Origin of the sequence: Pseudomonas silensiensis (assembly GCF_050434865.1) — a bacterium.
In the GTDB taxonomy this organism is placed as follows: Bacteria; Pseudomonadota; Gammaproteobacteria; order Pseudomonadales; family Pseudomonadaceae; genus Aquipseudomonas; species Aquipseudomonas fluorescens_W.
This window is the reverse complement of record NZ_JBNDJH010000014.1, coordinates 115,677-141,464: the sequence shown is the minus strand read 5'-3', so window position 1 is coordinate 141,464 and position 25,788 is coordinate 115,677. Positions and strand designations below refer to the sequence as shown.

At 55.4% G+C, this 25,788-nt stretch carries 21 protein-coding genes; 4 read left to right on the top strand and 17 right to left on the bottom strand.

Going from position 1 to position 25,788, the window contains the following annotated elements; all coding sequences use genetic code 11:
* The 17 genes from wecB to mtnA all read right to left on the bottom strand — a co-directional run bounded on the left by wecB (position 1) and on the right by mtnA (position 21,714).
* Positions 1-1,131 (bottom strand): non-hydrolyzing UDP-N-acetylglucosamine 2-epimerase, encoded by a 1,131-nt coding sequence (wecB, locus tag QF010_RS20530; RefSeq protein WP_429533814.1) that lies wholly within the window; start codon positions 1,129-1,131, stop codon positions 1-3.
* 106 nt (positions 1,132-1,237) lie between these two features.
* On the bottom strand, positions 1,238-2,356 hold the full coding sequence (wbjC, locus tag QF010_RS20525; RefSeq protein ID WP_429533813.1) for a UDP-2-acetamido-2,6-beta-L-arabino-hexul-4-ose reductase: 1,119 nt from the start codon (positions 2,354-2,356) through the stop codon (positions 1,238-1,240).
* A gap of 3 nt (positions 2,357-2,359) precedes the next feature.
* Positions 2,360-3,394, bottom strand: coding sequence for a polysaccharide biosynthesis protein (locus QF010_RS20520; protein WP_429533839.1), 1,035 nt, complete (start codon positions 3,392-3,394; stop codon positions 2,360-2,362).
* A 2-nt stretch (positions 3,395-3,396) separates the two neighbouring features.
* Entirely contained in the window at positions 3,397-4,614 is a 1,218-nt protein-coding gene (locus QF010_RS20515) for a glycosyltransferase (RefSeq protein ID WP_429533812.1), read from the bottom strand.
* Between the two features lie 98 nt (positions 4,615-4,712).
* Positions 4,713-6,098 carry a hypothetical protein gene (locus QF010_RS20510; protein WP_429533811.1) on the bottom strand — a complete coding sequence of 462 codons (1,386 nt, stop codon included), beginning with the start codon at positions 6,096-6,098 and terminating at the stop codon, positions 4,713-4,715.
* A 109-nt stretch (positions 6,099-6,207) separates the two neighbouring features.
* Positions 6,208-7,638, bottom strand: a complete 1,431-nt coding sequence (locus QF010_RS20505; RefSeq protein WP_429533810.1) for a sugar transporter — start codon at positions 7,636-7,638, stop codon at positions 6,208-6,210.
* Positions 7,639-8,041: 403 nt separating this feature from the next.
* On the bottom strand, positions 8,042-8,281 hold the full coding sequence (locus QF010_RS20500) for a lipopolysaccharide assembly protein LapA domain-containing protein (protein ID WP_429533809.1): 240 nt from the start codon (positions 8,279-8,281) through the stop codon (positions 8,042-8,044).
* Positions 8,282-8,308: 27 nt separating this feature from the next.
* The gene (ihfB, locus tag QF010_RS20495) at positions 8,309-8,605 is read right to left on the bottom strand and encodes an integration host factor subunit beta (RefSeq protein ID WP_003369729.1); all 297 of its coding nucleotides are present in this window, start codon (positions 8,603-8,605) and stop codon (positions 8,309-8,311) included.
* Between the two features lie 152 nt (positions 8,606-8,757).
* Positions 8,758-9,036: a hypothetical protein gene (locus tag QF010_RS20490; RefSeq protein ID WP_429533808.1), complete on the bottom strand. Its 279-nt coding sequence runs from the start codon at positions 9,034-9,036 to the stop codon at positions 8,758-8,760.
* Between the two features lie 218 nt (positions 9,037-9,254).
* Entirely contained in the window at positions 9,255-10,946 is a 1,692-nt protein-coding gene (gene rpsA, locus QF010_RS20485; RefSeq protein ID WP_033055812.1) for a 30S ribosomal protein S1, read from the bottom strand.
* Between the two features lie 120 nt (positions 10,947-11,066).
* Entirely contained in the window at positions 11,067-11,756 is a 690-nt protein-coding gene (cmk, locus tag QF010_RS20480) for a (d)CMP kinase (RefSeq protein WP_415770470.1), read from the bottom strand.
* The gene (locus QF010_RS20475; protein ID WP_429533838.1) at positions 11,753-13,960 is read right to left on the bottom strand and encodes a bifunctional prephenate dehydrogenase/3-phosphoshikimate 1-carboxyvinyltransferase; all 2,208 of its coding nucleotides are present in this window, start codon (positions 13,958-13,960) and stop codon (positions 11,753-11,755) included. Before QF010_RS20475 ends, cmk begins: the two co-directional genes overlap by 4 nt.
* 28 nt (positions 13,961-13,988) lie before the next feature.
* A complete protein-coding gene (gene hisC, locus QF010_RS20470; protein WP_429533807.1) occupies positions 13,989-15,101 on the bottom strand; it encodes a histidinol-phosphate transaminase in 1,113 nt (370 codons plus the stop codon).
* Between the two features lie 12 nt (positions 15,102-15,113).
* On the bottom strand, positions 15,114-16,208 hold the full coding sequence (gene pheA, locus QF010_RS20465; protein ID WP_033055815.1) for a prephenate dehydratase: 1,095 nt from the start codon (positions 16,206-16,208) through the stop codon (positions 15,114-15,116).
* A complete protein-coding gene (gene serC, locus QF010_RS20460; protein ID WP_429533806.1) occupies positions 16,208-17,293 on the bottom strand; it encodes a 3-phosphoserine/phosphohydroxythreonine transaminase in 1,086 nt (361 codons plus the stop codon). Before serC ends, pheA begins: the two co-directional genes overlap by 1 nt.
* A 252-nt stretch (positions 17,294-17,545) precedes the next feature.
* Positions 17,546-20,203, bottom strand: a complete 2,658-nt coding sequence (gene gyrA / locus QF010_RS20455) for a DNA gyrase subunit A (protein ID WP_429533805.1) — start codon at positions 20,201-20,203, stop codon at positions 17,546-17,548.
* Between the two features lie 434 nt (positions 20,204-20,637).
* A complete protein-coding gene (gene mtnA / locus QF010_RS20450) occupies positions 20,638-21,714 on the bottom strand; it encodes an S-methyl-5-thioribose-1-phosphate isomerase (protein WP_429533804.1) in 1,077 nt (358 codons plus the stop codon).
* A 108-nt stretch (positions 21,715-21,822) separates the two neighbouring features.
* On the opposite strand from mtnA, the gene QF010_RS20445 reads away from it, so the two are divergent.
* The 4 genes from QF010_RS20445 (at position 21,823) to QF010_RS20430 (ending at position 25,514) form a co-directional block, all read left to right on the top strand.
* Positions 21,823-23,157 (top strand): TRZ/ATZ family hydrolase, encoded by a 1,335-nt coding sequence (locus QF010_RS20445; protein ID WP_429533803.1) that lies wholly within the window; start codon positions 21,823-21,825, stop codon positions 23,155-23,157.
* A gap of 57 nt (positions 23,158-23,214) precedes the next feature.
* Positions 23,215-23,913, top strand: coding sequence for a bifunctional 2-polyprenyl-6-hydroxyphenol methylase/3-demethylubiquinol 3-O-methyltransferase UbiG (gene ubiG, locus QF010_RS20440; protein ID WP_033055822.1), 699 nt, complete (start codon positions 23,215-23,217; stop codon positions 23,911-23,913).
* A 4-nt stretch (positions 23,914-23,917) separates the two neighbouring features.
* A complete protein-coding gene (gene mupP / locus QF010_RS20435) occupies positions 23,918-24,589 on the top strand; it encodes an N-acetylmuramic acid 6-phosphate phosphatase MupP (protein ID WP_033055824.1) in 672 nt (223 codons plus the stop codon).
* Between the two features lie 184 nt (positions 24,590-24,773).
* Positions 24,774-25,514: a YciK family oxidoreductase gene (locus tag QF010_RS20430; RefSeq protein ID WP_033055825.1), complete on the top strand. Its 741-nt coding sequence runs from the start codon at positions 24,774-24,776 to the stop codon at positions 25,512-25,514.
* Positions 25,515-25,788: the final 274 nt, after the last annotated feature.

The following is a 25,788-nucleotide window of genomic DNA, read 5'->3' as shown; positions in this document are numbered from 1 at the left end:
TTAGTACTTTTTCCAAACGACCCTATTTACATAATCACGATAGCTATGGACAATCCTCACCACTTTTTCAGCTACGTTCGGCATGCTGTAGTCTGCTACCAGCCGCAGGCTGCGTTCCTCATCCCGGCTTTGACCCTCCAAGACCTGCAAGCCCTGCATCGCACGCTCAACCTCCAGACCGACCATCATCACAGCGGCCTCCTCCATACCTTCCGGACGCTCATGCGCTTCCCGAATATTCAATGCAGGAAAGTTCAGAATAGAGGATTCTTCGTTGATCGTGCCGCTATCGGACAGAACAGCCTTGGATTCAAGCTGCAGTTTATTATAGTCCTTAAAGCCTAGGGGCTTGAGTAGCCGTACGTTTTTGTGAAACGTCACACCCATCGCATCAACGCGTTTCTGGGTACGAGGGTGAGTCGAAACAATGACCGGATAGTCGTAATGTTCTGCCACGGTATTCAGTACCTCCACCAACTTGCCAAAGTTAGTATCGGAATCAATGTTCTCTTCACGGTGTGCGCTAACAACAAAAAACTTGCCTGCCTCCAACCCTAGACGTTCCAGCACATCCGATGCCTCAATACCTTCACGGTAATGATTGAGTACTTCGAACATCGGACTGCCTGTCTTGATGACCATGTCGGGAGACAGGCCTTCACGTAGCAGGTAATCACGAGCTATCGTGCTGTAAGTCAGATTGATGTCTGCGGTGTGATCGACAATGCGACGATTGATCTCTTCAGGTACGCGCATGTCGAAACAGCGGTTGCCAGCTTCCATATGAAAGGTTGGAATCTTGCGGCGCTTGGCAGGTATCACTGCCATGCAGCTATTGGTATCACCCAGCACCAGCAGTGCTTCGGGCTGCACTTCGGCCAGTACCCGATCGACAGCGATGATCACGTTGCCGATGGTTTCTGCGCCCGTTGCCCCCGCAGCGTTGAGAAAGTAATCAGGTTTGCGAATACCCAGGTCCTGGAAAAAAATCTCATTCAGTTCATAGTCATAGTTCTGACCTGTGTGAACCAGTACGTGGTCACAATACTGATCGAGCTTGGCCATCACCCGTGATAAACGGATAATTTCTGGACGGGTACCTACTACCGTGACAACTTTCATTTTTTTCATTTCAAATTCTACCTAATCTATCAAAACGAGCCGGAGGCTTAGGACGCCCGCAACTTCTTCACTGAAGCGGCCTACCGTTATCCGGCACTAACCAAGATTGTGATATCTACGCCTGAGTTCCCACCGGGCGCGCATACGTGTCAGGTCGCTCGCGATCAAAAATCTCATTAGCCCAAAGCATAACGATCATTTCATCATCTCCGACGTTGGTGATGTCGTGCGTCCAACCCGTTACCGTCTCAACGACCTCTGGCTGCTCTCCAGTAGTGAAAAGCTCATAGAACTCACCAGACAAGATATGCCGGAACCGGAAGCAAGCCTTGCCCCTGATAACCAAAAATTTCTCGGTTTTCGAGTGATGGTAATGCCCCCCACGAGTAACACCAGGGTGCGCCGTAAAGTAGGAAAACTGACCACTGTCAACGGTCTTGAGCATCTCCACGAATGTACCGCGGGGATCACCATATTTAGGTATCGAATAATTAAAAGATTCTGGAGGCAGGTAACTGACATAAGTTGAGTAAAGGGCGCGAATCAGCCCTGTTCCAACGGCTTCCGTAATCAGGCTAGACCGACTATGACGAAACGCTCGCAACTGATCGGCCAATGCACCTACAGTAATACTGTATTGCGGCTCGACGGCAACAAACGTCTCACGGGACAGTTGCCCGTCCATGGCAGCGATAAACTTAGCAATGACATCATCAATATAAACAAGATTTATGAGTGCCTGCGGATCATTGATCTGTATAGGCAAATCGTGGACGATATTATGGCAAAAGGTAGCAACTGCAGAGTTGTAATTTGGACGCGCCCACTTCCCAAAAACATTCGGCAAGCGAAACAAATACACTGGAGAACTAGAGTGTTCGGTCAAGGCAAGCAAGGCGTCTTCGGCTCCTCGTTTGCTACTGCCATATGGATTATTCAACTCCGCTTGACTGGACGAAGTGTAAAGCACGGGTACCGATCTGCCACCAGCGGTTATAGCGTCACACAAAGCCTTGGTCAGATCTGTATTGCCGGTTTTGAACTCCTCTGGGCTCTGAGGTCGATTTACACCAGCAAGATGAAAGACGAAATCCACATCACGTACCAGCTCGGGAAGCTGTGAAATGTTGTCGTCCCGAGTGAACGGTATGACTTCCACATCCGGCCGCTCACTCAGATGCGCAATGAGGTTCTTACCGACAAAACCGTTGGAGCCCGTGATCAATACTTTCATCGATCATTCCTCCGGCGTTGCATGTTCGCCACGCTGAATGGCCCGCATGAAATCCAGCTTCAACAACAACTGTTTCATGCCTTCAACATCCAGGCGTTCTGTATTATGGGAGTTATAATCTTCAGTTCGCGAAATCTTCTCTTCACCTTGCTCAACGAACTTCGAGTAGTTCAAATCGCGCAAGTCTGGTGGTACACGGTAGTATTCGCCACGATCTTCGGCACACGCCATTTCTTCACGGCTTAGAAGTGCCTCAAACAACTTCTCGCCGTGGCGAGTGCCGATAACCTGAATTGGATGTTCAGGCTTTTTGAGCATTTGAGTCAGTGCCTTGGCCAGAATCTCAACGGTGGCGGCAGGAGCCTTCTGCACAAACAGATCACCATTGTTTCCGTGCTCGAACGCATACAAGACCAGATCGACTGCATCAGCTAGCGTCATCATGAAACGGGTCATGTTCGGATCGGTCAGCGTCAATGGCTTACCGTCGCGAATCTGCTGAATAAGCAGAGGGATAACCGAACCCCTTGACGCCATAACATTTCCGTAACGGGTCCCACAGATAACGGTTTTATCGTCATCGGCATTACGCGATTTGGCGACCATGACCTTTTCCATCATCGCTTTGGATATGCCCATAGCGTTGATAGGGTAAACCGCCTTATCGGTACTCAGACAGACAACCCGCTTGACCTCGTTCTGGATAGCGGCCTCGAGCAGATTTTCGGTACCAATCACGTTGGTTTTGACTGCTTCCATTGGATGGAATTCGCAGGAAGGGACCTGCTTGAGAGCCGCCGCGTGGAAAATGTAGTCAACACCTCGGGTAGCGTTCAAGACGCTTTGGTAGTCGCGCACATCGCCAATATAGAATTTGAGCTTCGAATTGGCGTAATGCTTACGCATGTCATCCTGCTTCTTTTCATCGCGACTGAAAATCCGAATTTCAGCAATGTCAGAGTCAAGAAAGCGCTTCAGCACCGCGTTGCCAAAGGAACCGGTACCGCCGGTGATCAACAATTTTTTATCGCTAAAAATAGTCAACTATATTTCTCCATAAAATCTACAATTTTTCGACCGACAGCGGCGCTAGATTTGCGTTCCAAAGCCCAAACTTTACCACATGCGGCCTTCTGCAACAAAAGCTGGTGGTCTGCGTTATCAATTGCCCGCAGGGCAGCGCTGATCCCGGAAATCGAAAACTCCTCAATCACATTGAAAAACTCAAAATACTCATCGGGTATTCCACCCAAGCGCGTGGTCAACACCGGAACGCCACTAACCATATACTCCAGCAACTTAGAAGGAAAAGAGTAGCGTGTATAAGTTTCCTGCGGGTCACGACTTAAAACCAACAACGCAGATAGAGACTGTATAGATGAAACTTCTGAGGGAGTGATATTTCCCAGGTATTTAACGGCGGGGCATCTTTTCGAGGCATCCATGAGAAACTCCTCCAAGTCGCCGCGACCGCAAAGCCAAAGTTCATAATCCAAATCAGACTGGATAAAACCCTCGACAAGCTCCGCTATACCGTAAGCCCTGTTCAAACCTCCACCGTAGAAAATAATTTTCTTGGCAGGCACCTCCGGCTCAGGGGTTGGTTTGACGCATTTATCCGTAAGCGTGCCCCCTGCGATCCCCTCAAGCACCCAATATGGTTTCTTGCGCCATGCCGGATTATCTTCAACCATATATTTACTGATTACAAAGAGCCCTGAGGACGCGCTTATTAGATAATCAATAATACCCCCATCAACCTTTTTAAAAAACTTCAACAAGGACGACCTCTTCATCCCCATATCCATAAAGGAAGGAAGATCCGGCACATACACAAAGAATGGTACTTTGAAAAACTTCCTAAATATGTAAGCGGCCAATAAATTAGGCGTATGGGCAGCGTACACGCATACCGCATCAAGTTTTCTGCCCTTTACCTGACTGAGTGCCAAGATGGCTCCCAAGAAGCGTGAGAATAACTTCAGGATCGGCAAATTCAACAATGGAGTCACGATGCCTCGGATACCGGCTTCATCGACAAAGCGCGCACCAGGGAAATAAATCCTCTTGTTTCGCGGGTAAGTTGAAACCGCTAGACTGGCGACTGACTCGACGTCGACACCGCCTATGCTCAAGGCATCCCGAAATCGCCCTTCTAGCTTATAAGCGGCCACTTGTGGAAAAGGATCATTCTTTGAGAACTGTTCAAAGTACCGATCTCCTACATAGAATCCTAACAACGCTACTCTCTTACCCATCACCTCCTCCTCGCGACTCCATGAAAAACGCATAAACACTCTCAGCAGCCACTAACAGTACGAGAAGTAACAATGCGCCCCGAAGAGCGCACTGACGTTCATCGCAGATTCTGTTTTTCCAAGCTCGCCGACGACCCTCTAAAAACACCAAGGAGGTAACGATAGCCAACAAAAACAAACAACAACAGGAAGACCCAAAGCAGTCCATGATCATAGATAATCGGACCTTCCAACGGTAACTGCGAATAATGATACCCAGCTATCGCACCAGTGATTGCCAGTGATCCAGTCACGGCATTCAACTGCAACGGAAGACACGTAAACAACCCCAAAACCAACGAAGCGCAAACAAGAAAACCGATCGCTACCGGCCAGCCACCCAATGCATACCCTGAAATATGAACAGCTGCAGGAGCAGTGCCCCGCCCGTTAAAACTGTCATTAAACATCCGGGTATAAATAAAAGTACTTGGACGACATGCAGGTCCTATCTTCGCTTGAGCGAGAATACCACCACACACGGCACCTTCCCGCGTAAAGACCTCATAGTAGTAGGGGTAAATAATAGCCATACGATTAACCGCAGCAAATATGAGCATTGGCGCATTTGTTGCTGCTGCTGCGCCAACATCTACAATTTTAGTTCGCGGACCAGATGGAATAGCTGAAGCCTCAACGGCCGACCCGGTCGACCCGGTCGACACGCTTGACTCGGTTGACTCGGTTGACTCGGTTGCTGCAAGACGGAACACGAATGCCGAAATCAAGAAATAAACGGTTATCAGTAGAACTCCCCCGAGCGCGGTCTTCAGATAAGCGTATCGTTTGGCGTACACGAAGATTGCAAGAACCAAACCAGCATAAAATATAAGGATAGGCCATTTCATATTCAGCATAATTAAAAAAGCGGACATAACTACACTGTTGAAAACACTTGCGCCCCCCCAAAACCAACTTCTTTCCCGCATCCATCGCACGAAGGAATAGATAGATAAAAAATGAAGGAGAGACATCAGTACCATCAAGGGGATAAAACCGACCTGGCTTCTGATCTTGAAACGCGCCACAACAGAAGCAACCGCATCAGCACCATTTAAAAACAGCAAAAAAGCGTCTGCTTTCAACAAAGCGAACAAAACAATGCCATAGCAAGCAACCAATATGAAAAGGTATTCGACTTTCGAAAACTGAATTACAAAACTCGATAATTTAAGAACAACCCCGCCCAACACCTTTCTCACCAATACAACCACAAGAGGCGTGAGCACAAAGGGGAGAAAAAGCAGCACCCAATACCCCGAGCTAAACAGCGTATCGAAACTCAGGATATCAGCAGTGTACTCGCTTCTTAAAAGCTGAACCTTTCCGAAAGGAAAGCTATAAATTATATTACCCAGCACCACGGTAAAAAAATAAGCTGAAAGAAATATAATCGGAGCTAAATTTCTGGACACCCAGACTCTAAACTCATCTAATAATTTCATTGCTTTATCTGCCCGCCCATTATAATTAACCTACACACCTCGCCCGCCTGCCGAGTCATACAATCAACTGCCGCCACCCAGAAGGCGTGCTCAATTATATTATTGACCATTAAACAGCCCCTCCGGTTAACCCTTTCCACCTGACACCCCTCCAGAGCGCCAAGAGGCTAATAGCAGAAAACCCTACTAGCCACACTATTGCCTTCACTCGCCAATCACTCAATCCTAACCAATCGCCCAACGCATAATAATAAACAGAACCTATTATCGCGACCAAAAAAGACACGATTAGCGGCGCTACAAAACAGCGATAAAGGCTTATTTTTTTTTGGATACTGTAAGCAACAAGCAAAAAATAAAGACCTTGTGCAAGCATTAGCCCAATTGAAACACCATAGATCCCCCAGAACCTTCCGCCCACGCATGAAAAGACAATTGAGACCAACGCCGAACCAACAGACAATGCTGCTAACAACCTCATCTTGCGATGCACTTCCAATCTTTTTTGTATGTACACAGAGGAAGAGTTGAGAAACACGCTCACAAAGGAGAAAAACACAACCCACAGAGACACATCGATAGTTTTGCCAGTCAGTCGCTCAAAAAAATCGAACCCTACAAAACTTAAAGCGCACCACAAGAGAGAGAAAGTAACTACGAGGAAGCCAAACGAGCTTTCTATTATACTAGCAGCAAAGCGTTTCTCCCTGAACTTTCTAATCAACAACGGGTGAACCACCATCAACAGTGGCATGCTCAACAAACCAGCCCCTCCGGCAAACAAGTCCTTCAGAGATAGATACGTATCACCATGTTCAATATCGTAATATCCAATCGCAAATCGATCCGCTGCGGCCATCACCAACATACCAAAGATCCAAGGCGACAGGGCCGCGCCATACTGATATAAAGATTCCAGGATGCTTTTAAACTTCTCACGAAACATTAATGGATTAGAGAAGCCAAGCTTCCTTACAACGCTAAATAAAAGAAGAGCGGAGGCAGAAATATATCCAGCTGACAAAGCGATTAATGCGTATCGAAAATCAACACCCAACCTATCAAATAACGTAAAAATCAATATCGCCTGCACACCCGCCTGAAGAACGGCAGCCCTCAACTGCAGCCATACCAAAAAATCGGCCTGACAAACTGACGATAAAAAGAAAAACAATATCTGGCTGACGCACAAGCCCCAGACGCAAACAAAAACAAAGTCACCTCCAATAAAAAATAAGCAAACAGAGGCAGCCATTACCCCTGCCACTGGTGCTATAAGCAATATTATTGCTAAAGAACTTGAAAAAAAACTTTTCTTATCATCACTTCCTGAAAAATAATAGACATATGAATTACCCACCCACCCTGCAAATAGTTGCGCAGCTATCAATGCGCAAGTCACACAAACAGAATAACTTACGTACTGCCCATCCGGAAAAAACTTATACAGAAAAAAAACGAAAAAAATCCCCATAAAAGCAGGAATTAATTTTACCGGAACATATAAAAGAAACTTAGATAGAAATGCGTTATTATTCATCGATCAACCAATGATATTACTATCCCATAACTCATTAAAATAGTTTGCCGCTGATCTAGACCTCGACCACATAATATATGGGAGATCACCTTAAAACAGGCAAGCCTCAACATTCGAAACCTTGAGACTTCGGCAGAAAAACAAGACAAGCACAGCATACTTGATTGCATATTCACTCATCCGACCGGGCTATCAACGAATTGCAAAGGCACGGCATGCTTCGTCAAGGATCACGATGACAAGCCTAATTCTTGACACGACCTAGCTGGTCGGTGAGCTTCGCATGTTTACCTTACACGCGCAAGGATCGAACCAGCAGCACTGGAGAGCAACGACTTTTCAAGCAATACCTTCACACGGCATTTTTGACCCATTACTCACCTATGCCACCAGAGAGAGCCATTTAGACCATACGCCTGCGACGAACCCGGGAGGTGCGACCAAGCAACCAACCAATACAAGGCCCGATCAACATACCCACTAACAACGCAATTACCGTAATCGCCGAAACTGGTAACTGAGGCCCCGCCCAACCCAGGAACAGCAGGGAAACCGATTGTTGATTCTCGAGAACGAACGCCAAGATCGCCAAAATCAGCAACAGGACGAATACGGCGAGAAGTACGCGCTTGAGGTTACGCATGAGCGGCTCCTTGAATCACAGAGCCCGTCAAAGCCCTTCCTCCTCGTCTTCATTCACACGATCGCGCAATTCTTTGCCCGGTTTGAAATGCGGCACGAACTTGCCGTCGAGACTGACGGACTGACCGGTTTTTGGATTGCGACCTACGCGCGGTGCGCGGTAGTGCAGGGAGAAGCTGCCAAACCCACGGATCTCGATGCGATCACCGGTGGCCAGACATTGGGACATTTGTTCGAGCATGGTCTTGATGGCCAGCTCCACATCCTTGGATGAGAGCAGCCCTTGATGGGTGACAATTCGTTCGATCAACTCCGACTTCGTCATATTTTTCCCTTCTTTTTCAAGCAGCTAGATCAGCGCTTCAAAGGTTTTAGCACGCCCGGATGAATTTGAACAGCCCGAGTTTTGACATATCTTTACCCACAAAGAGATGCTCGATTTCAGAGCACTGGAACGCTGATCATGCCCTTTCGGACTCACCTGCAGATAACCAGCATGGTGCGTGTCAGATAGCCCGCAGGATTGAAGCCAAAGGGATACTCATCCTCATCTTTGGCATCATCGGACCGGGCTACAACTTTATAGCCCGCCGCCTTGCACTCCTTGCTAGCTCGCTTGCGACACTTCTCCCACCCCGACCCCAGCCCTGAACAATCGATCTCGATGCCACTGACCCCACGCACTGCATGAGTCTTGGCATTAGTGGTACAGCCCGCCAATGTCAGTACTGCTATTAAGACAATGAGCTTGTTCATTCACTTCCTTAGGCAGGACACGCCGCCTGACGGTCGCTCGCTTCAAGCTAAAGACTAGCCGTAAATAAACGATTGATCCGATTAAAGAAAGAGACAACTTGTCAGCAGGATTGGTTTCACGACAAACAATCGCAGCGCCGCGAAATCATCAAAATCACCAAATCGCAGGCACAAAAAAGGGCGACCGAAGTCGCCCTTTTTCTATGGTCTGACAGAACTTAGTTCTGTTTTTCCATTTGTGCACGCAACAGGTCGCCCAGAGTGGTAGGACCAGCAGCGATGTCAGCAGCAGGCTTGTCTTTCAAGCTCTGGATTGCTTCTTTCTCTTCAGCATCGTCTTTCGACTTGATGGAGAGCTGGATTACACGGCTCTTGCGGTCAACGCTGATGATCTTGGCTTCTACTTCCTGGCCTTCTTTCAGAACGTTGCGCGCGTCTTCAACGCGGTCACGGCTGATTTCGGAGGCTTTCAGAGTCGCTTCGATATCGTCGGCCAGAGTGATGATGGCGCCTTTAGCGTCAACTTCTTTCACGATGCCTTTAACGATTGCGCCTTTGTCGTTCTCTTGAACGTACTCGGAGAACGGATCGCTTTCCAGTTGCTTGATACCCAGGGAGATACGCTCGCGCTCTGGGTCAACCGACAGGATAACGGTGTCCAGCTCGTCGCCCTTCTTGAAGCGGCGAACGGCTTCTTCGCCCACTTCGTTCCAGGAGATGTCGGACAGGTGAACCAGACCGTCGATGCCGCCGTCCAGACCAATGAAGATACCGAAATCGGTGATCGACTTGATGGTGCCGGAGATTTTATCGCCCTTGTTGAACTGGCCAGAGAAATCTTCCCATGGGTTAGATTTGCACTGCTTGATGCCGAGGGAGATACGACGACGCTCTTCGTCGATGTCCAGAACCATAACTTCCACTTCGTCGCCGACTTGTACGACTTTCGAAGGGTGGATGTTCTTGTTGGTCCAGTCCATTTCGGAAACGTGTACCAGGCCTTCAACGCCTTCTTCCAGCTCAGCGAAGCAGCCGTAGTCGGTCAGGTTGGTTACACGAGCGGTAACGCGAGTGCTTTCTGGGTAACGGGCTTTGATAGCAACCCATGGATCTTCGCCCAGTTGCTTGAGGCCCAGGGAAACACGATTGCGTTCGCGATCGTACTTCAGAACCTTGACATCGATCTCGTCGCCAACGTTGACGATTTCGGAAGGATGCTTGATACGTTTCCAAGCCATGTCGGTAATGTGCAGCAGGCCATCGACGCCACCCAGATCGACGAATGCGCCGTAATCGGTGAGGTTTTTGACGATACCTTTGACTTGTTGGCCTTCCTGCAGGGATTCCAGCAGAGCTTCACGCTCAGCGGAGTTCTCGGCTTCGAGGACGCTACGACGGGAAACGACAACGTTGTTGCGTTTCTGGTCAAGCTTGATGACCTTGAATTCCAGCTCTTTGCCTTCCAGGTGCGTGGTGTCGCGCACAGGACGGACGTCAACCAGAGAACCTGGCAGGAACGCACGGATGCCGTTAACGTCGACAGTGAAGCCGCCTTTAACCTTACCGTTGATAACGCCCTTGACCACTTCTTCGGCTGCGAAGGCTGCTTCCAGAACAATCCAGCATTCAGCGCGCTTGGCTTTTTCACGGGACAGCTTGGTTTCACCAAAGCCGTCTTCAACCGAGTCCAGAGCAACGTGAACTTCGTCACCGACGTTGATAGTCAGTTCGCCAGCGTCGTTGTAGAACTGCTCAAGCGGGATGAGTGCTTCAGACTTCAGGCCAGCGTGAACGGTTACCCAGCGAGCTTGGTAATCGATATCAACGATAACACCGGTGATGATGGAGCCTGCCTGAAGGTTCAGGGTTTTTAGGCTTTCTTCAAAGAGTTCCGCAAAGCTTTCGCTCATTTTAATTCCTGTTGAATAAGGGCGAAGGATACGCCCATCTCCACGTCCCAGACGACGTGGGTTATGTTCATTAGAAGAAACACCGCAAGACTATGACTGGTCCCCTACGGAGTTTCTTGGTCACCCGGCGATATCGCGAATGGCGATCTCGCTCATGATGCGTTCCAGCACCTGTTCGATGGATAATTCCGTGGAATCCAGCTGTATGGCGTCAGCCGCCGGTTTGAGCGGGGCTACCGCTCGCTGGGTGTCACGCTCATCGCGGACACGTATCTCATCTAGCAGACTCGACAGACTAACACCATCGACTTTGCCCTTCAACTGCAAGTATCGACGGCGCGCACGCTCCTCGGCACTGGCAGTGAGGAATATCTTCAGCGGTGCATCGGGAAAAACCACCGTGCCCATGTCGCGGCCATCGGCCACCAGACCCGGAGCCTCCTGAAACGCCCGCTGGCGCTGGAGCAGCGCATCACGCACGGCCGGCAGCGCAGCGACCTGGGAAGCCCAGGCGCCGACTTGCTCGTTGCGCAAATCATCAGTGACATCGTCACCTTCGAGAATGATCCGCTGTGGATGACCTTCGGTCGCGCCGACGAACTGCACGTCCAGATGAGCGGCCAACAGCTTCAGCGATTCTTCATTGGTCAGATCGACGCCATGGTTACGCGCGGCGAATGCCAGCAGACGGTACAGCGCACCGGAATCCAGCAGACACCAGCCCAGGCGCTTGGCCAGAATCCCGGCAATAGTGCCTTTGCCCGAACCGCTAGGCCCGTCGATGGTGATGACCGGTGGCTTGATAATCACGACTGAGCCTCTTGTGCAACACGGATACCGACCTGCGCGCACAGCGCGAGGAAGTTCGGGAACGACGTCGCGACGTTGGCGCAATCATGGATGCGGATCGGTGCAGTGGCGCGCAACGAAGCCACGCTGAAGGCCATGGCAATCCGGTGATCGCCGTGACCGTGCACTTCGCCGCCGCCGATCTGGCCGCCGTCGATGATGATCCCGTCCGGGGTCGGCTCGCACTTGACGCCAAGCGCCAGCAAGCCATCCGCCATGACCTGAATCCGGTCCGACTCTTTAACCCGCAGCTCTTCGGCGCCGCGCAGGATGGTGCGCCCTTCGGCACAGGCGGCGGCCACGAACAGCACCGGGAATTCGTCGATGGCCAGCGGAACCAGCGCTTCCGGAATCTCGATACCTTTGAGTTTAGCTGCACGTACGCGCAGATCCGCAACCGGCTCACCGCCGACTTCACGCTGGTTTTCCAGGGTGATGTCAGCGCCCATCAGACGCAGAATATCGATCACACCGGTACGGGTCGGGTTGATGCCGACGTGCTCAAGCACCAGCTCCGAACCTTCGGCGATCGATGCTGCCACCAGGAAGAACGCGGAAGACGAGATGTCGCCCGGCACTTCAATGTGGGTCGCGGTCAGCTTGTGGCCGGACTCGACCGACGCGGTCGCGCCGTTGACGGTAACCGGGTAGCCGAAGCCACGCAGCATGCGCTCGGTGTGGTCGCGGGTTGGAGCCGGCTCGGTGACGGTGGTTTTGCCTTCAGCGTACAAACCCGCCAGCAGCAGGCAGGATTTAACCTGGGCACTGGCCATCGGCATGGTGTAGGTCAGGCCTTTGAGCTTGTTGCCGCCGCGAATGGTCATCGGCGGACGACCTTCAGCAGCGGTCTCGATCACAGCGCCCATTTCACGCAGCGGATTGGCCACGCGATTCATCGGACGCTTGGACAGCGAAGCATCGCCCGTCAGCGTGCTGTCGAAGTTCTGCGCAGCCAACAGGCCAGACAGCAGACGCATCGAAGTGCCGGAGTTGCCCAGATAGATCGGGCCCGGCGCTGGCTTCAGGCCATGCAGGCCGACGCCGTGAATGGTCACGCGACCGTGGTGCGGACCTTCGATCACGACGCCCATGTCGCGGAAGGCTTGCAAGGTTGCCAGGGCGTCTTCGCCCTCGAGGAAACCTTCCACTTCGGTAACGCCTTCAGCCAGGGAGCCGAGCATGATCGAACGGTGGGAAATCGATTTGTCGCCCGGTACTCGAATCCGCCCAGTCAGGCGGCCACCAGGTTGTGCCAGGAAAATCAGGTCGTTGGAATTCATAGCGTCCACATAAGCCCGGCGGGCCAGGATTTTACTGAAATGTTCGCGGGCAACCCGGGCGCGAGTGAACACGCCCAACAATTGGTGCCCATCCCCTGCATCGACCGCGTCGCGCAAGGCGTCGAGGTCGCTGCGAAATGTATCGAGTGTGCGCAGGACAGCTTCGCGGTTGGCGAGGAAGATGTCGTGCCACATGACCGGGTCACTCCCCGCGATTCTTGTGAAATCGCGGAAACCGCCGGCAGCGTAACGGAAGATCTCAAGGTTTTCATTGCGCTTGGCCAACGAATCGACCAAACCGAACGCCAGCAAGTGCGGCAAATGGCTGGTCGCCGCCAACACTTCGTCATGACGCTCGACCTGCATGTGCTCGACATCAGCGCCCAATTCGCGCCACAACCGGTCGACCACTGCCAGGGCTGCCGGATCGGTTTGATCCAGCGGTGTCAGAATCACTTTATGGCGACGGAACAGCTCTGAGTTAGAGGCTTCCACCCCGCTCTGCTCAGAACCGGCAATCGGGTGACCCGGCACGAAACGCGACGGCATGCCGCCAAACGCTTCGGTTGCCGCCCGCACCACATTGCCTTTGGCGCTGCCGACGTCGGTCAGAATCGCTTGGCCCAGGTCCATGCTGGCCAAGCGGCCGAGCATTTTTTCCATGGCGAGGATCGGCACGGCCAGCTGAATCACGTCAGCGCCCTGGCAAGCAGCCACCAGGTCTTCTTCGCAGCGATCCACCACACCCAACTCAACCGCCAGTTTGCGCGACTGCGGGTCGAGGTCGACCCCGACCACTTCGCGACACAGACCGCTTTCACGCAACCCCTTGGCAAACGAACCGCCGATCAGCCCCAGACCGACCACCACCAGGCGACCGATCATAGGTTCAGCAGATTGCAGTGCAGTGACATCAACCACGAGCCAGAACCTTGGTCAACGCTTCGAGGAAGCGGCTGTTTTCCGCCGGCAGACCGATGGTGATGCGCAAGTGGTTCGGCATGCCGTAATTGGCCACCGGACGCACGATCACGCCTTCGCGCAGCAAACCCTGGAAGACCGGCGCCGCAACACGACCCAGATCGACACAGATGAAGTTGCCCTTGGACGGAATCCAGCCCAACCCCAGCTCACGGAAACCCGCTTCCAGCTGCTGTATGCCGGATTCGTTCAGGCGACGGCCTTCGGCCAGGTACTCGGTGTCTTGCAGCGCAGCGCACGCCGCGGCCAGGGCCAGGCTGTTGACGTTGAACGGCTGACGCACGCGGTTCAGCACATCCGCAACCACCGCCGTGGACAAGCCGTAGCCGACCCGCAACGCCGCCAGACCATAAGCCTTGGAGAACGTGCGCGAAACCAGCAGGTTCGGGTAAGCCGCCAGGAAGTCCAGGCCATCCGGCAAGTCGCTGCCTTCGGCGTATTCGATGTAGGCCTCGTCCAGCACCACCAGCACGTGTTCTGGTACGTCCTGCAGGAATTCGTCCAGCGCTTCGGCGCCGAACCAGGTCCCGGTCGGGTTATTCGGGTTGGCGATAAAGACTACGCGGGTATCGGCATCTATCGCGGCCAGCATGGCCGGCAGATCATGACCCCAGTCTTTGGCCGGGATCACTTTGGCCGTAGCGCCGACGGCTTGGGTCACGATCGGATAGACCGCAAACGCGTGTTCGCTGAATACCGCATTCAGGCCCGGCGCCAGATAGGCACGGGCGACCAGTTCCAGAATGTCGTTGGAACCGTTGCCCAGCGTCACCTGATTGAGCTCGACGCGGCACTGATCGGCCAGCAGGGTCTTGAGCGCAAAACCGTTGCCGTCCGGATAACGAGTCAGCTCGGCCAATTCTTCGCGAATCGCCGCCAGCGCCTTGGGACTGGCGCCCAACGGGTTTTCGTTGCTGGCCAGTTTGACGATGTTGGCCGGATCGATGTTCAGCTCGCGCGCCAGTTCGTCCACGGGTTTGCCCGGAACGTAAGGCGAAAGTTGTTGCACGCCCGGCTGTGCCAGAGCGAGGAAGTCACCACTCATTTGCTACCGCCCTTAGAGAACTGCTTTCGGGTAGGAACCCAGCACTTTGAGTGCCACTGCTTCCTGACTGATCTTTTCCAGCACACCCTTGATCAACGGATCACGGTGGTGGCCGACGAAGTCGATGAAGAACACGTAGGTCCATTTACCGCTGCGCGAAGGACGCGTCTCGATTCGCGTCAGGTCGATGCCGTTGTCGTGGAACGGCACCAGCAACTCGTGAAGTGCGCCGGGCTTGTTGCTCATGGAGACGATGATCGACGTCTTGTCGTCGCCGGTCGGCGGCACTTCCTGGCTGCCGATCATAAGGAATCGCGTGGAGTTATCCGGGCGATCCTCGATTTTCTCGGCCAGACGGGTCAGCCCGTACAAGCCTGCCGCCATGTCGCCGGCAATCGCCGCCGAGTTCCACTCACCCTTGACCCGCTTGGCCGCTTCGGCGTTGCTGGACACCGCCACGCGCTCGACATTCGGGTAATGGGCGTCCAGCCACTTGCGGCACTGGGCCAGGGACTGGGCGTGGGAATAGATACGGCTGATGCTATCGGTCTTGGTGTTTTCCCCGACCAACAGGTGGTGGTGAATCCGCAACTCGACTTCGCCACAGATCACCATGTCGTGTTCGAGGAAGCTGTCGAGGGTGTGGTTGACCGCGCCCTCGGTGGAGTTTTCCACCGGGACCACGCCAAAGTTCACCGCACCGGCCGCCACTTCACGGAACACTTCGTCGATCGCTGCCATCGGCTTGCTGATCACGGCGTGACCGAAGTGCTTCATCGCGGCGGCCTGGGTGAAGGTGCCTTCAGGGCCGAGGTACGCCACTTTCAACGGCTGCTCGAGGGCCAGGCACGAGGACATGATTTCGCGGAACAGCCGCGCCATCTCTTCGTTGCCCAGCGGCCCCTTGTTGCGCTCCATGACACGCTTGAGCACCTGAGCCTCACGCTCAGGACGATAGAACACCGGCACTTCGCCTTCGGCCAGCGAGGCCATCTTTACTCGCGCAACTTCCTGGGCGCAGCGTGCGCGCTCACTGATCAGCTCCAGGACTTTCTCGTCCAGGGCATCAATGCGCAGGCGCAGTGCCTTGAGTTCTTGCTCAGACATTAGCCGTGTTCCTTCTCGAACTCTGCCATGTACGAAATCAGTGCGTTGACCGCAACGATGTCGACGGCGTTATAGATGGAGGCACGCATGCCACCCACGGAACGGTGACCCTTGAGGTTCAACAGGCCACGCTCGTCGGCACCGGCCAGGAATGGCTTGTCGAGACGGTCGTCAGCCAGGCGGAACGGCACGTTCATCCACGAGCGATCCGACTTGTTGATCGGGTTGCTGTACAAGCCGCTGGCGTCGATGAAGTCGTACAGCGTGCGCTGTTTCACTTCGTTGAGCTTGCCGATGGCTTCAACACCACCCTGCTCTTTCAGCCACTCGAACACCAGACCCGAGAGGTACCAGGCCAGGGTTGGCGGGGTGTTGTACATCGAGCCGTTGTCAGCCGCGACCTTGTAGTTGAGCATGGTCGGGCACAGGGAACGGGCGTGACCCAGCAGGTCTTCGCGAACGATGTTGACGACGATGCCACTCGGGCCGATGTTCTTCTGGGCGCCGGCGTAGATCATGCCGAAGCGCGAAACATCGATCGGACGCGAGAGAATGTCGGAAGACATGTCGGCGACCAGCGGGACATCACCGGTTTCCGGAACCCAGTTGAATTCCAGGCCGCCAATGGTTTCGTTCGGCGCGTAGTGAACGTAGGCCGCATCTTTCGACAGCTTCCATTCGTTCTGACCGGGAATAGCGAAATAGTCGTAAGGCTTGGCGGTAGCGGCAACGTTGACGTTTCCGTAGCGCGAAGCTTCTTCGATGGCTTTCTGCGACCAGATACCGGTATCGATATAGTCGGCGGTGCCGCTTTCCGGCAACAGGTTCAGAGGAATCTGAGCAAATTGCAGGCTGGCGCCACCTTGCAGAAACAGCACTTTATAGTTCGAGGGGATATTCAGCAGATCACGCAGATCCTGCTCGGCCTTGGTGGCGATGGACACGAACTCATCGCTGCGATGGCTCATTTCCATAACCGACAGGCCCTTGCCGTGCCAATCAAGGAGTTCACCCTGGGCGCGCTGCAGGACAGCTTCGGGAAGTGCCGCAGGACCGGCACAGAAGTTATAGGCTCTCTTGCTCACATCCAATCTCGCTCTGATTTGGTGGTAATCACGCAATAAATCACAACATCAATCGACACAGGGGTCCCTGCTGAAGCACAGCTTTTGTGGGAGTGAGCCTGCTCGCGATGCAGGCGCCCGCGGTATGTCTGAAACTTCGCGGTGATGCGATCGCGAGCAGGCTCACTCCTACAGAGATCTCCATGGGTGTCGATATTTCTTTACGGACAAACAACAAGGGGGCGAATTCTCATCCGCCCCCCGTTTGTCCGCTTATTCCTGCGGTTCTTCGTCAGCGGCGGCGTCGAGTTGCTGATCTTCAACAACCTCGTCGATCACGACTTCGCCGTCGAACACTGCACCCTCTTCACCTTCTTCCAGCTCTTCACCTTCGACTTCCGACGGCTCCTGAACCCGCTCCAGACCTACCAGCGTTTCATCGCTGGCCAGTTTGATGAGGGTCACGCCCTGGGTGTTACGACCCAGACTGGAGACTTCGTCGACGCGAGTACGAACCAGAGTGCCCTGGTCGGAAATCAGCATGATTTCCTCACCGTCGAGCACCTGGACTGCACCGACCAGACGGCCGTTACGATCGTTGCTGACCATGGCGATAACGCCCTGACCGCCACGTTTGTACTCAGGGAACTCGGTGATCGCCGTGCGCTTGCCGAAACCACGGGCCGAAGCAGTGAGGATCTGGCTGCCTTCTTCCGGGATCAGCATGGAAATCAGCTTCTGGCCTTCCGGCAGACGCATGCCGCGGACACCGCGAGCGGTACGGCCCATGGCGCGAACGTCGGTTTCCTTGAAGCGAGTGACCTTGCCGCCGTCGGAGAACAGCATGACTTCGCGCTCGCCATCGGTAATGGCGGCAGAGATCAGTACGTCACCTTCGTCCAGCTCCAGCGCGATCAGACCGACGCTGCGTTGACGGCTGAAGGATTCCAGCGGGGTCTTCTTCACGGTGCCTTTGGCAGTGGCCATGAAGATGAAGTGACCTTCGGTGTACTCGTCGACCGGCAGCATGGTGGTGATGTATTCATCACTGTCCAGCGGCAGCAGGTTGACCAGCGGACGACCACGGGCCGCGCGGGAGGCTTCCGGGATTTCGTAGGTTTTCAGCCAGTACACTTTGCCTTTGCTGGAGAACAGCAGCAGCGTGGTGTGGCTGTTGGCGACCAGCAGGTGAGCGATGTAGTCCTCATCCTTGACGCCGGTAGCCGATTTGCCTTTACCGCCACGGCGCTGAGCCTGGTACGCAGCCAACGGCTGGGTCTTGGCGTAGCCACCGTGGGAAATGGTCACGACCCGCTCTTCTTCCGGGATCATGTCACCCAGGGTCAGGTCGAGACGGGCATCGAGAATCTCGGTGCGACGCACATCGCCGTATTCGGCGCGGATCACTTCCAGCTCTTCGCGAATCACTTCCATCAGGCGCGTGGCGCTGCTGAGGATGCGGATCAGCTCGCCGATCTGGTTGAGGATCTCTTGATACTCGGCCAGCAGCTTTTCGTGTTCCAGTCCGGTCAGACGGTGCAGACGCAGTTCCAGAATGGCTTGCGCCTGTTCTGGCGACAGGAAGTACTTGCCTTCCCGCAGACCGTATTGCGGGTCCAGGGTCTCTGGACGGCACGAATCGGCACCGGCACGCTCAACCATCGCGACCACGGCGGAAGATTCCCACGCCGTCTTGATCAGCGCTTCCTTGGCTTCCGACGGCGTTGGCGAGGCTTTGATCAGGGCGATGACCGGGTCGATGTTCGACAGGGCAACCGCTTGGCCTTCCAGGATGTGACCACGTTCGCGGGCTTTACGCAGTTCGAACACGGTACGGCGGGTAACGACTTCGCGACGGTGACGAACGAAGGCTTCCAGCAGGTCCTTGAGGTTCAGGATCCGCGGACGGCCGTCGATCAGCGCGACGATGTTGATACCGAACACCGCTTGCAGCTGGGTCTGGGCGTAGAGGTTGTTGAGAATCACCTCAGGCACTTCGCCGCGACGCAGTTCGATCACAACGCGCATACCGTCCTTGTCGGACTCGTCGCGCAGTTCGGTGATGCCTTCGAGCTTCTTCTCTTTTACCAGCTCGGCGATCTTCTCGATCAGACGGGCCTTGTTCAGCTGGTAAGGGAGTTCGGTGATGACGATCTGCTGACGGCCACCGACCTTGTCGATGTCTTCGATCATCGAGCGGGCGCGCATGTAAATGCGGCCACGACCGGTGCGGTAGGCTTCGATGATGCCGGCGCGACCGTTGATGATCGCGGCGGTCGGGAAGTCCGGACCGGGGATGTATTGCATCAGCTCATCGATGGTCAACTCAGGGTTGTCGATGAGAGCCAGGCAACCGTCGATGACTTCACCGAGGTTGTGCGGCGGGATGTTGGTCGCCATGCCCACGGCGATACCGCTGGAGCCGTTGACCAACAGGTTGGGAATACGGGTCGGCATGACCGCCGGGATCATTTCGGTGCCGTCGTAGTTCGGCACCCAGTCCACGGTTTCTTTGTGCAGGTCAGCCAGCAGCTCGTGCGCCAGCTTGGTCATGCGCACTTCGGTGTATCGCATGGCGGCGGCGTTGTCGCCGTCCACGGAACCGAAGTTGCCCTGACCGTCTACCAGCAGGTAACGCAGCGAGAATGGCTGCGCCATCCGAACGATGGTGTCGTACACCGCGGTATCACCGTGAGGGTGATACTTACCGATCACGTCACCGACAACACGGGCAGATTTCTTGTACGGCTTGTTGAAGTCGTTGCCCAGCTCGCTCATCGCGAACAGCACACGCCGGTGCACGGGCTTCAAGCCATCGCGCGCATCCGGCAGTGCCCGCCCGACAATTACGCTCATCGCGTAGTCGAGGTAGGACTGCTTCAGCTCGTCTTCGATATTGACCGGGAGGATTTCTTTGGCCAGTTCGCCCATGAGAAGCCTGATTCCTTTTTCTGGTGAAACTTCGTCACATCCATATGGGACGAACGAAGCTCGCCGCTGCAGGCTGAGTGCCATGCACCGACTTACGACAAATCAACGAGTTATGCCATGGATCTGCGCAGTAAAGGCAGCCACATCGGGCTACCTTGGAAACCGCCGGATGTTATCACAAGAGCCGCCACGCACCTATCCCCCTGATGCGCATGGAGCATAGTTAGTTGACCGGTGACAGGCTTGAAGGGGACGAGAGAGGCTTAGAGAGTTGCCGAATACAGAATTCAGGCTGATTTGTTGACTTTGCGGGCCCCATCGCGGGCAAGCCCGCTCCCACAGGGTTCAGGATATGCCCGAGATTTTCGGTACGACACAGAACCTTGTGGGAGCGGGCTTGCCCGCGATGGCGATTTATCAGGCACCAAAGGACATCAATGCAGACGCTTACGGCACATCAACTGCGCCATTTTCGCAGTGTCCGGGCGCTCGACGATGCCTTTTTCGGTGACGATCGCATCGATCAGGTCAGCCGGGGTCACGTCGAATACCGGGTTGAACGCATCGACATCCGCCCCGACCCGCTTGCCGCCGACTTCCAGCAACTCGCGACCATCGCGTTCTTCAATCGGAATGTCATCGCCGCTGGCCAGGTTCATGTCGATGGTCGAACTCGGCGCCACCACCATGAAACGCACGCCGTGGTGCATGGCGTTTACCGCCAGCTGATAGGTGCCGATCTTGTTGGCCACGTCGCCATTGGCGGTGATCCGGTCAGCGCCGACGATTACCCAGGTAATGCCCTTGGTCTTCATGATGTGGGCGGCGGCGGAGTCCGCGTTGAGCGTGACGGGAATGCCTTCGTTGGCCAGTTCCCATGCGGTCAGCCGCGAACCTTGCAGCCAGGGGCGGGTTTCGTCGGCATAGACGCGCTCGACCATGCCTTCAATGAAAGCGCCACGAATCACGCCGAGCGCCGTGCCAAAACCGCCGGTGGCCAGAGCGCCGGTGTTGCAGTGGGTCAGAATCGCCTGGGCGTTGCCCTGGTGCTTGCGGATCAGGTCCACACCCAGTTGCGCCATGGTCAGGTTGGCTTCGCGATCACTCTCGTGAATGGCGATAGCCTCCGCCTCCAGCACCGACAGCGGATCGGCGTGATGCTTCAGACGCTCAAGCCGGTCGCGCATGCGGCCCAGGGCCCAGAACAGGTTCACCGCGGTCGGACGGGAGTCGGCCAGCAGCGCGAAATCCTCTTCCAGCGCCGCCTGCCAGTCACCGCCCTCGGCAAACCGCGCGCGGGCCGCCAGCACAACACCGTAGGCGGCACTGATGCCAATCGCCGGCGCGCCGCGCACCACCATCGAACGAATGGCCTCGGCCACGCCAGCAGCGCTGGTGTAGGCGATCCATGTTTCTTCGAACGGCAAAATACGCTGATCCAGCAGGTAAAGGGCGTCATCACGCCAATCGATGGCCTTCACCTTCTCCGCAGCCAACAGTCGATCGCGCATCCGTCACCCCGTACTCATGAACAAAAGCCGTCGATTATAGCGATCCCCCTGCGAAGACGCTCGGGTATACTTCGCCATCCTTTACAAAAGCTCTGGAACCGATTCTCGATGCCGAACACTGCCGCTGCGCTCGACTTGCTATTGCTGCCGACCTGGCTGGTACCCGTCGAACCCGCTGGCGTTGTCCTCAAAGAGCACGCCCTGGGCATCCGCGACGGACGCATCGTATTCATCGGCCCACGCTCGGCAGCGCTGAAGCTTAACGCAACCGAAGTCCGCGAACTGCCGGACATGTTGCTCTGCCCCGGTTTGATCAATGCCCACGGGCATGCGGCGATGACGCTGTTCCGTGGCCTGGCCGATGATCTGCCGCTGATGACCTGGCTGGAGAACCACATCTGGCCGGCCGAAGCCAAGTGGGTCGATGAAGCTTTTGTACGTGAAGGCACCGATCTGGCGATCGCCGAGCAGATCAAAGGTGGCATCACCTGTTTCTCTGACATGTATTTCTTCCCGAAGGTTGCCAGCGAGCGCGTCCACAACAGCGGCATTCGCGCGCAAATCGCGATTCCGATCCTCGATTTCCCTATCCCGGGCGCCAGCACGGCGGATGAAGCCATTCGTCAGGGCGTCGAATTATTTGGCGATCTCAAGCACCACGAGCGCATCAAAGTCGCCTTCGGCCCCCATGCACCCTACACGGTGGGCGACGAGAACCTGGAGAAAATCCGGGTGATCACCGAAGAACTGGACGCCTCGATCCACATGCACGTGCATGAAACGGCTCATGAAGTGCAGCAGTCCGTCGAGCAGCGCGGCGAACGCCCGTTGGCCCGTCTCGGTCGCCTGGGTTTGCTGGGGCCGCGCTTCCAGGCCGTCCACATGACTCAGATCAGCGACGAAGACCTGGTGCTGCTGGTAGAAAGCAACACCAACGTGATTCATTGCCCGGAATCCAACCTGAAGCTGGCCAGCGGGTTCTGCCCGGTGGAGCGCTTGTGGCAGGCTGGCGTCAATGTGGCGGTCGGCACCGATGGTGCGGCCAGCAACAATGACCTGGACCTGCTCGGCGAAACCCGCACCGCCGCTTTACTGGCCAAAGCCGTCGCCGGCTCGGCCACTGCGCTGGATGCTCATCGCGCCTTGCGCATGGCCACGCTCAATGGCGCCTGCGCGCTGGGCATTGAATCCGAAGTGGGATCGCTGGAAGTCGGCAAAGCGGCAGACATCGTCGCATTCGACCTCTCCGGCCTGGCGCAGCAACCGGTCTACGACCCGGTTTCGCAGCTTATATATGCCACCGGCCGTGACTGCGTGAAACACCTTTGGGTCGCCGGCAAGCAACTGCTCGACGACCGTCGCCTGACTCGCCTGGATGAACAACAGCTGTGCGCCACCGCCAAGGCCTGGGGCCAGCGCATCAGCGGCCATACCGAATCGTAAGCCCCCCGGACTCACCACCGGGGCAACAGGATTTTTCAAGTTTTAGAGGACTTAACCATGAGCAACGTCGACTACGCCGAAATCGCCAAATTCGAAGCCCTGGCCCATCGCTGGTGGGACCGCGAAAGCGAGTTCAAACCGCTGCACGACATCAACCCGCTGCGGGTCAACTGGATTGACGAGCGGGTCAACCTGGCCGGCAAGAAAGTCCTCGACGTCGGTTGCGGCGGCGGCATTCTCAGCGAAGCCATGGCCCAGCGCGGCGCTACTGTGATGGGCATCGACATGGGCGAAGCGCCGCTGGCGGTTGCGCAACTGCATCAACTGGAATCCGGCGTGAGCGTCGAATACCGGCAGATCACCGCCGAAGCCCTGGCAGAAGAAATGCCTGAGCAGTTCGACGTGGTCACGTGCCTGGAAATGCTCGAGCACGTGCCGGATCCATCCTCGGTGATCCGCGCCTGCTTCCGTATGGTCAAGCCCGGCGGCCAGGTGTTCTTCTCCACCATCAACCGCAACCCGAAGGCGTACCTGTTCGCCATTGTCGGCGCGGAATACATCATGAAGCTGCTGCCGCGCGGCACTCACGATTTCAAGAAATTCATCCGCCCGTCCGAGCTGGGTGCCTGGAGCCGCATGGCCGGCCTGACCGTCAAGGACATCATCGGCCTGACCTACAACCCGCTGACCAAGCACTACAAACTGGCCTCCGACGTGGACGTCAACTACATGATCCAGACCCTGCGCGAGGAGTAAGCCGATGCGTATCAGAGCAGTTCTTTTCGACATGGACGGCACCCTGCTCGACACCGCGCCGGACTTCATTGCGATCTGTCAGGCGATGCGCGCCGATCGCGGCTTGCCGCCAATGAACGACAAACACATTCGCGACGAGATCTCCGGCGGCGCCAAGGCGATGGTCGCCGTGACCTTCTCCATGGACCCGGAATCACCGGGTTTCGAGGAATTACGCCTGGAGTTTCTGGAGCGTTACCTCGCCGGTTGCGCGGTTCACAGCAAACTCTTCGACGGCATGGGCGAACTGCTGGCCGACATCGAGAAGGCCAACCTGATCTGGGGCGTGGTTACCAACAAGCCGCTGCGGTTCGCCGAGCCGATCATGCAGCAACTTGGGCTGGCCGAGCGCTCGGCGCTGCTGATCTGCCCGGACCATGTGAAGAACAGCAAACCTGACCCCGAGCCGTTGATCCTGGCGTGCAAAATGCTCGACCTGGATCCGGCCAGCGTGCTGTTTGTGGGTGATGACTTGCGCGATATCGAATCCGGTCGCGATGCCGGCACCAAGACGGCCGCCGTGACCTACGGCTACATTCATCCGGACGATAACCCGCGGCATTGGGGCGCGGATGTGGTGGTCGATCATCCGCTGGAGTTGCGCAAGGTGCTGGATAGCGCCTTGTGTGGCTGCTGATTACAGAGGCTTTTGTGGCGAGGGAGCTTACTCCCGCTGGGGCGCGAAGCGTCCCCTCTATCTATAACAGCATTCTGATCAGGTAGACCGCACTTGCTGGTTTTACGGCTGCTTCGCACCCGAGCGGGAGCAAGCTCCCTCGCCACAGTTCCGGTGTCCGTCTTAATAGTGTTGAGGGTTTTTTATGTTTGATTATTCCGCCCGTCCAGAATTGCTCAAGGACCGGGTCATCCTGGTCACCGGTGCTGGCCGTGGCATCGGCGCCGCCGCCGCGAAAACCTTTGCCGCGCACGGTGCCACAGTGCTGTTGCTGGGCAAGACCGAAGCCAACCTGACTCAGGTCTACGACGAAATCGAAGCCGCCGGCCATCCACAACCGGCCGTGATCCCGTTCAACCTGGAAACCGCCCTGCCCCATCAATACGATGAGTTGGCAGCGATGATCGAAACCGAATTCGGCCATCTCGACGGTTTGCTGCACAACGCATCGATCATTGGCCCGCGTACGCCGATCGAGCAACTGTCCGGCGAAAACTTCATGCGTGTCATGCACGTCAACGTCAACGCCATGTTCATGCTCACCAGCACCCTGCTGCCGCTGCTCAAGCTGTCCCAGGACGCCTCGGTGGTGTTCACCTCCAGCAGCGTCGGCCGCAAGGGTCGTGCGTATTGGGGCGCATATGGCGTGTCCAAGTTCGCCACCGAAGGCTTGATGCAAACCCTGGCCGATGAGGTCGACACCGTGGCACCGGTGCGCTCCAACAGCATCAACCCGGGCGCCACACGCACCAGCATGCGCGCCCAGGCTTACCCGGGTGAAAACCCGCTGAACAACCCGACGCCCGAGGAGATCATGCCGGTCTACCTCTACCTGATGGGTCCGGACAGCACCGGCATCAATGGCCAGGCGTTCAACGCTCAGTAACGCCCGCGCGTCGCTTTTATGCCGCGACGGCTTCTCGTCGCGGCATTCGAAGTGCGTCGCAACCACACCGTCGGCAAGTCAAACAACTGTCACCGTTTTCGGGAAAAAATTCAAAAGAACATTCAACGCATTGATTTATAACGTTTTTTATTAGACTGAACTGATGGCACGACTTTCGCTCTAAATTTGCTCAGACACGCAGTGTGAAAGCAAACGGGCGGACGCCTGAGCCGATGAGTTACTCATCCTCGGCAAAGCGGACTAAACTTGCGCC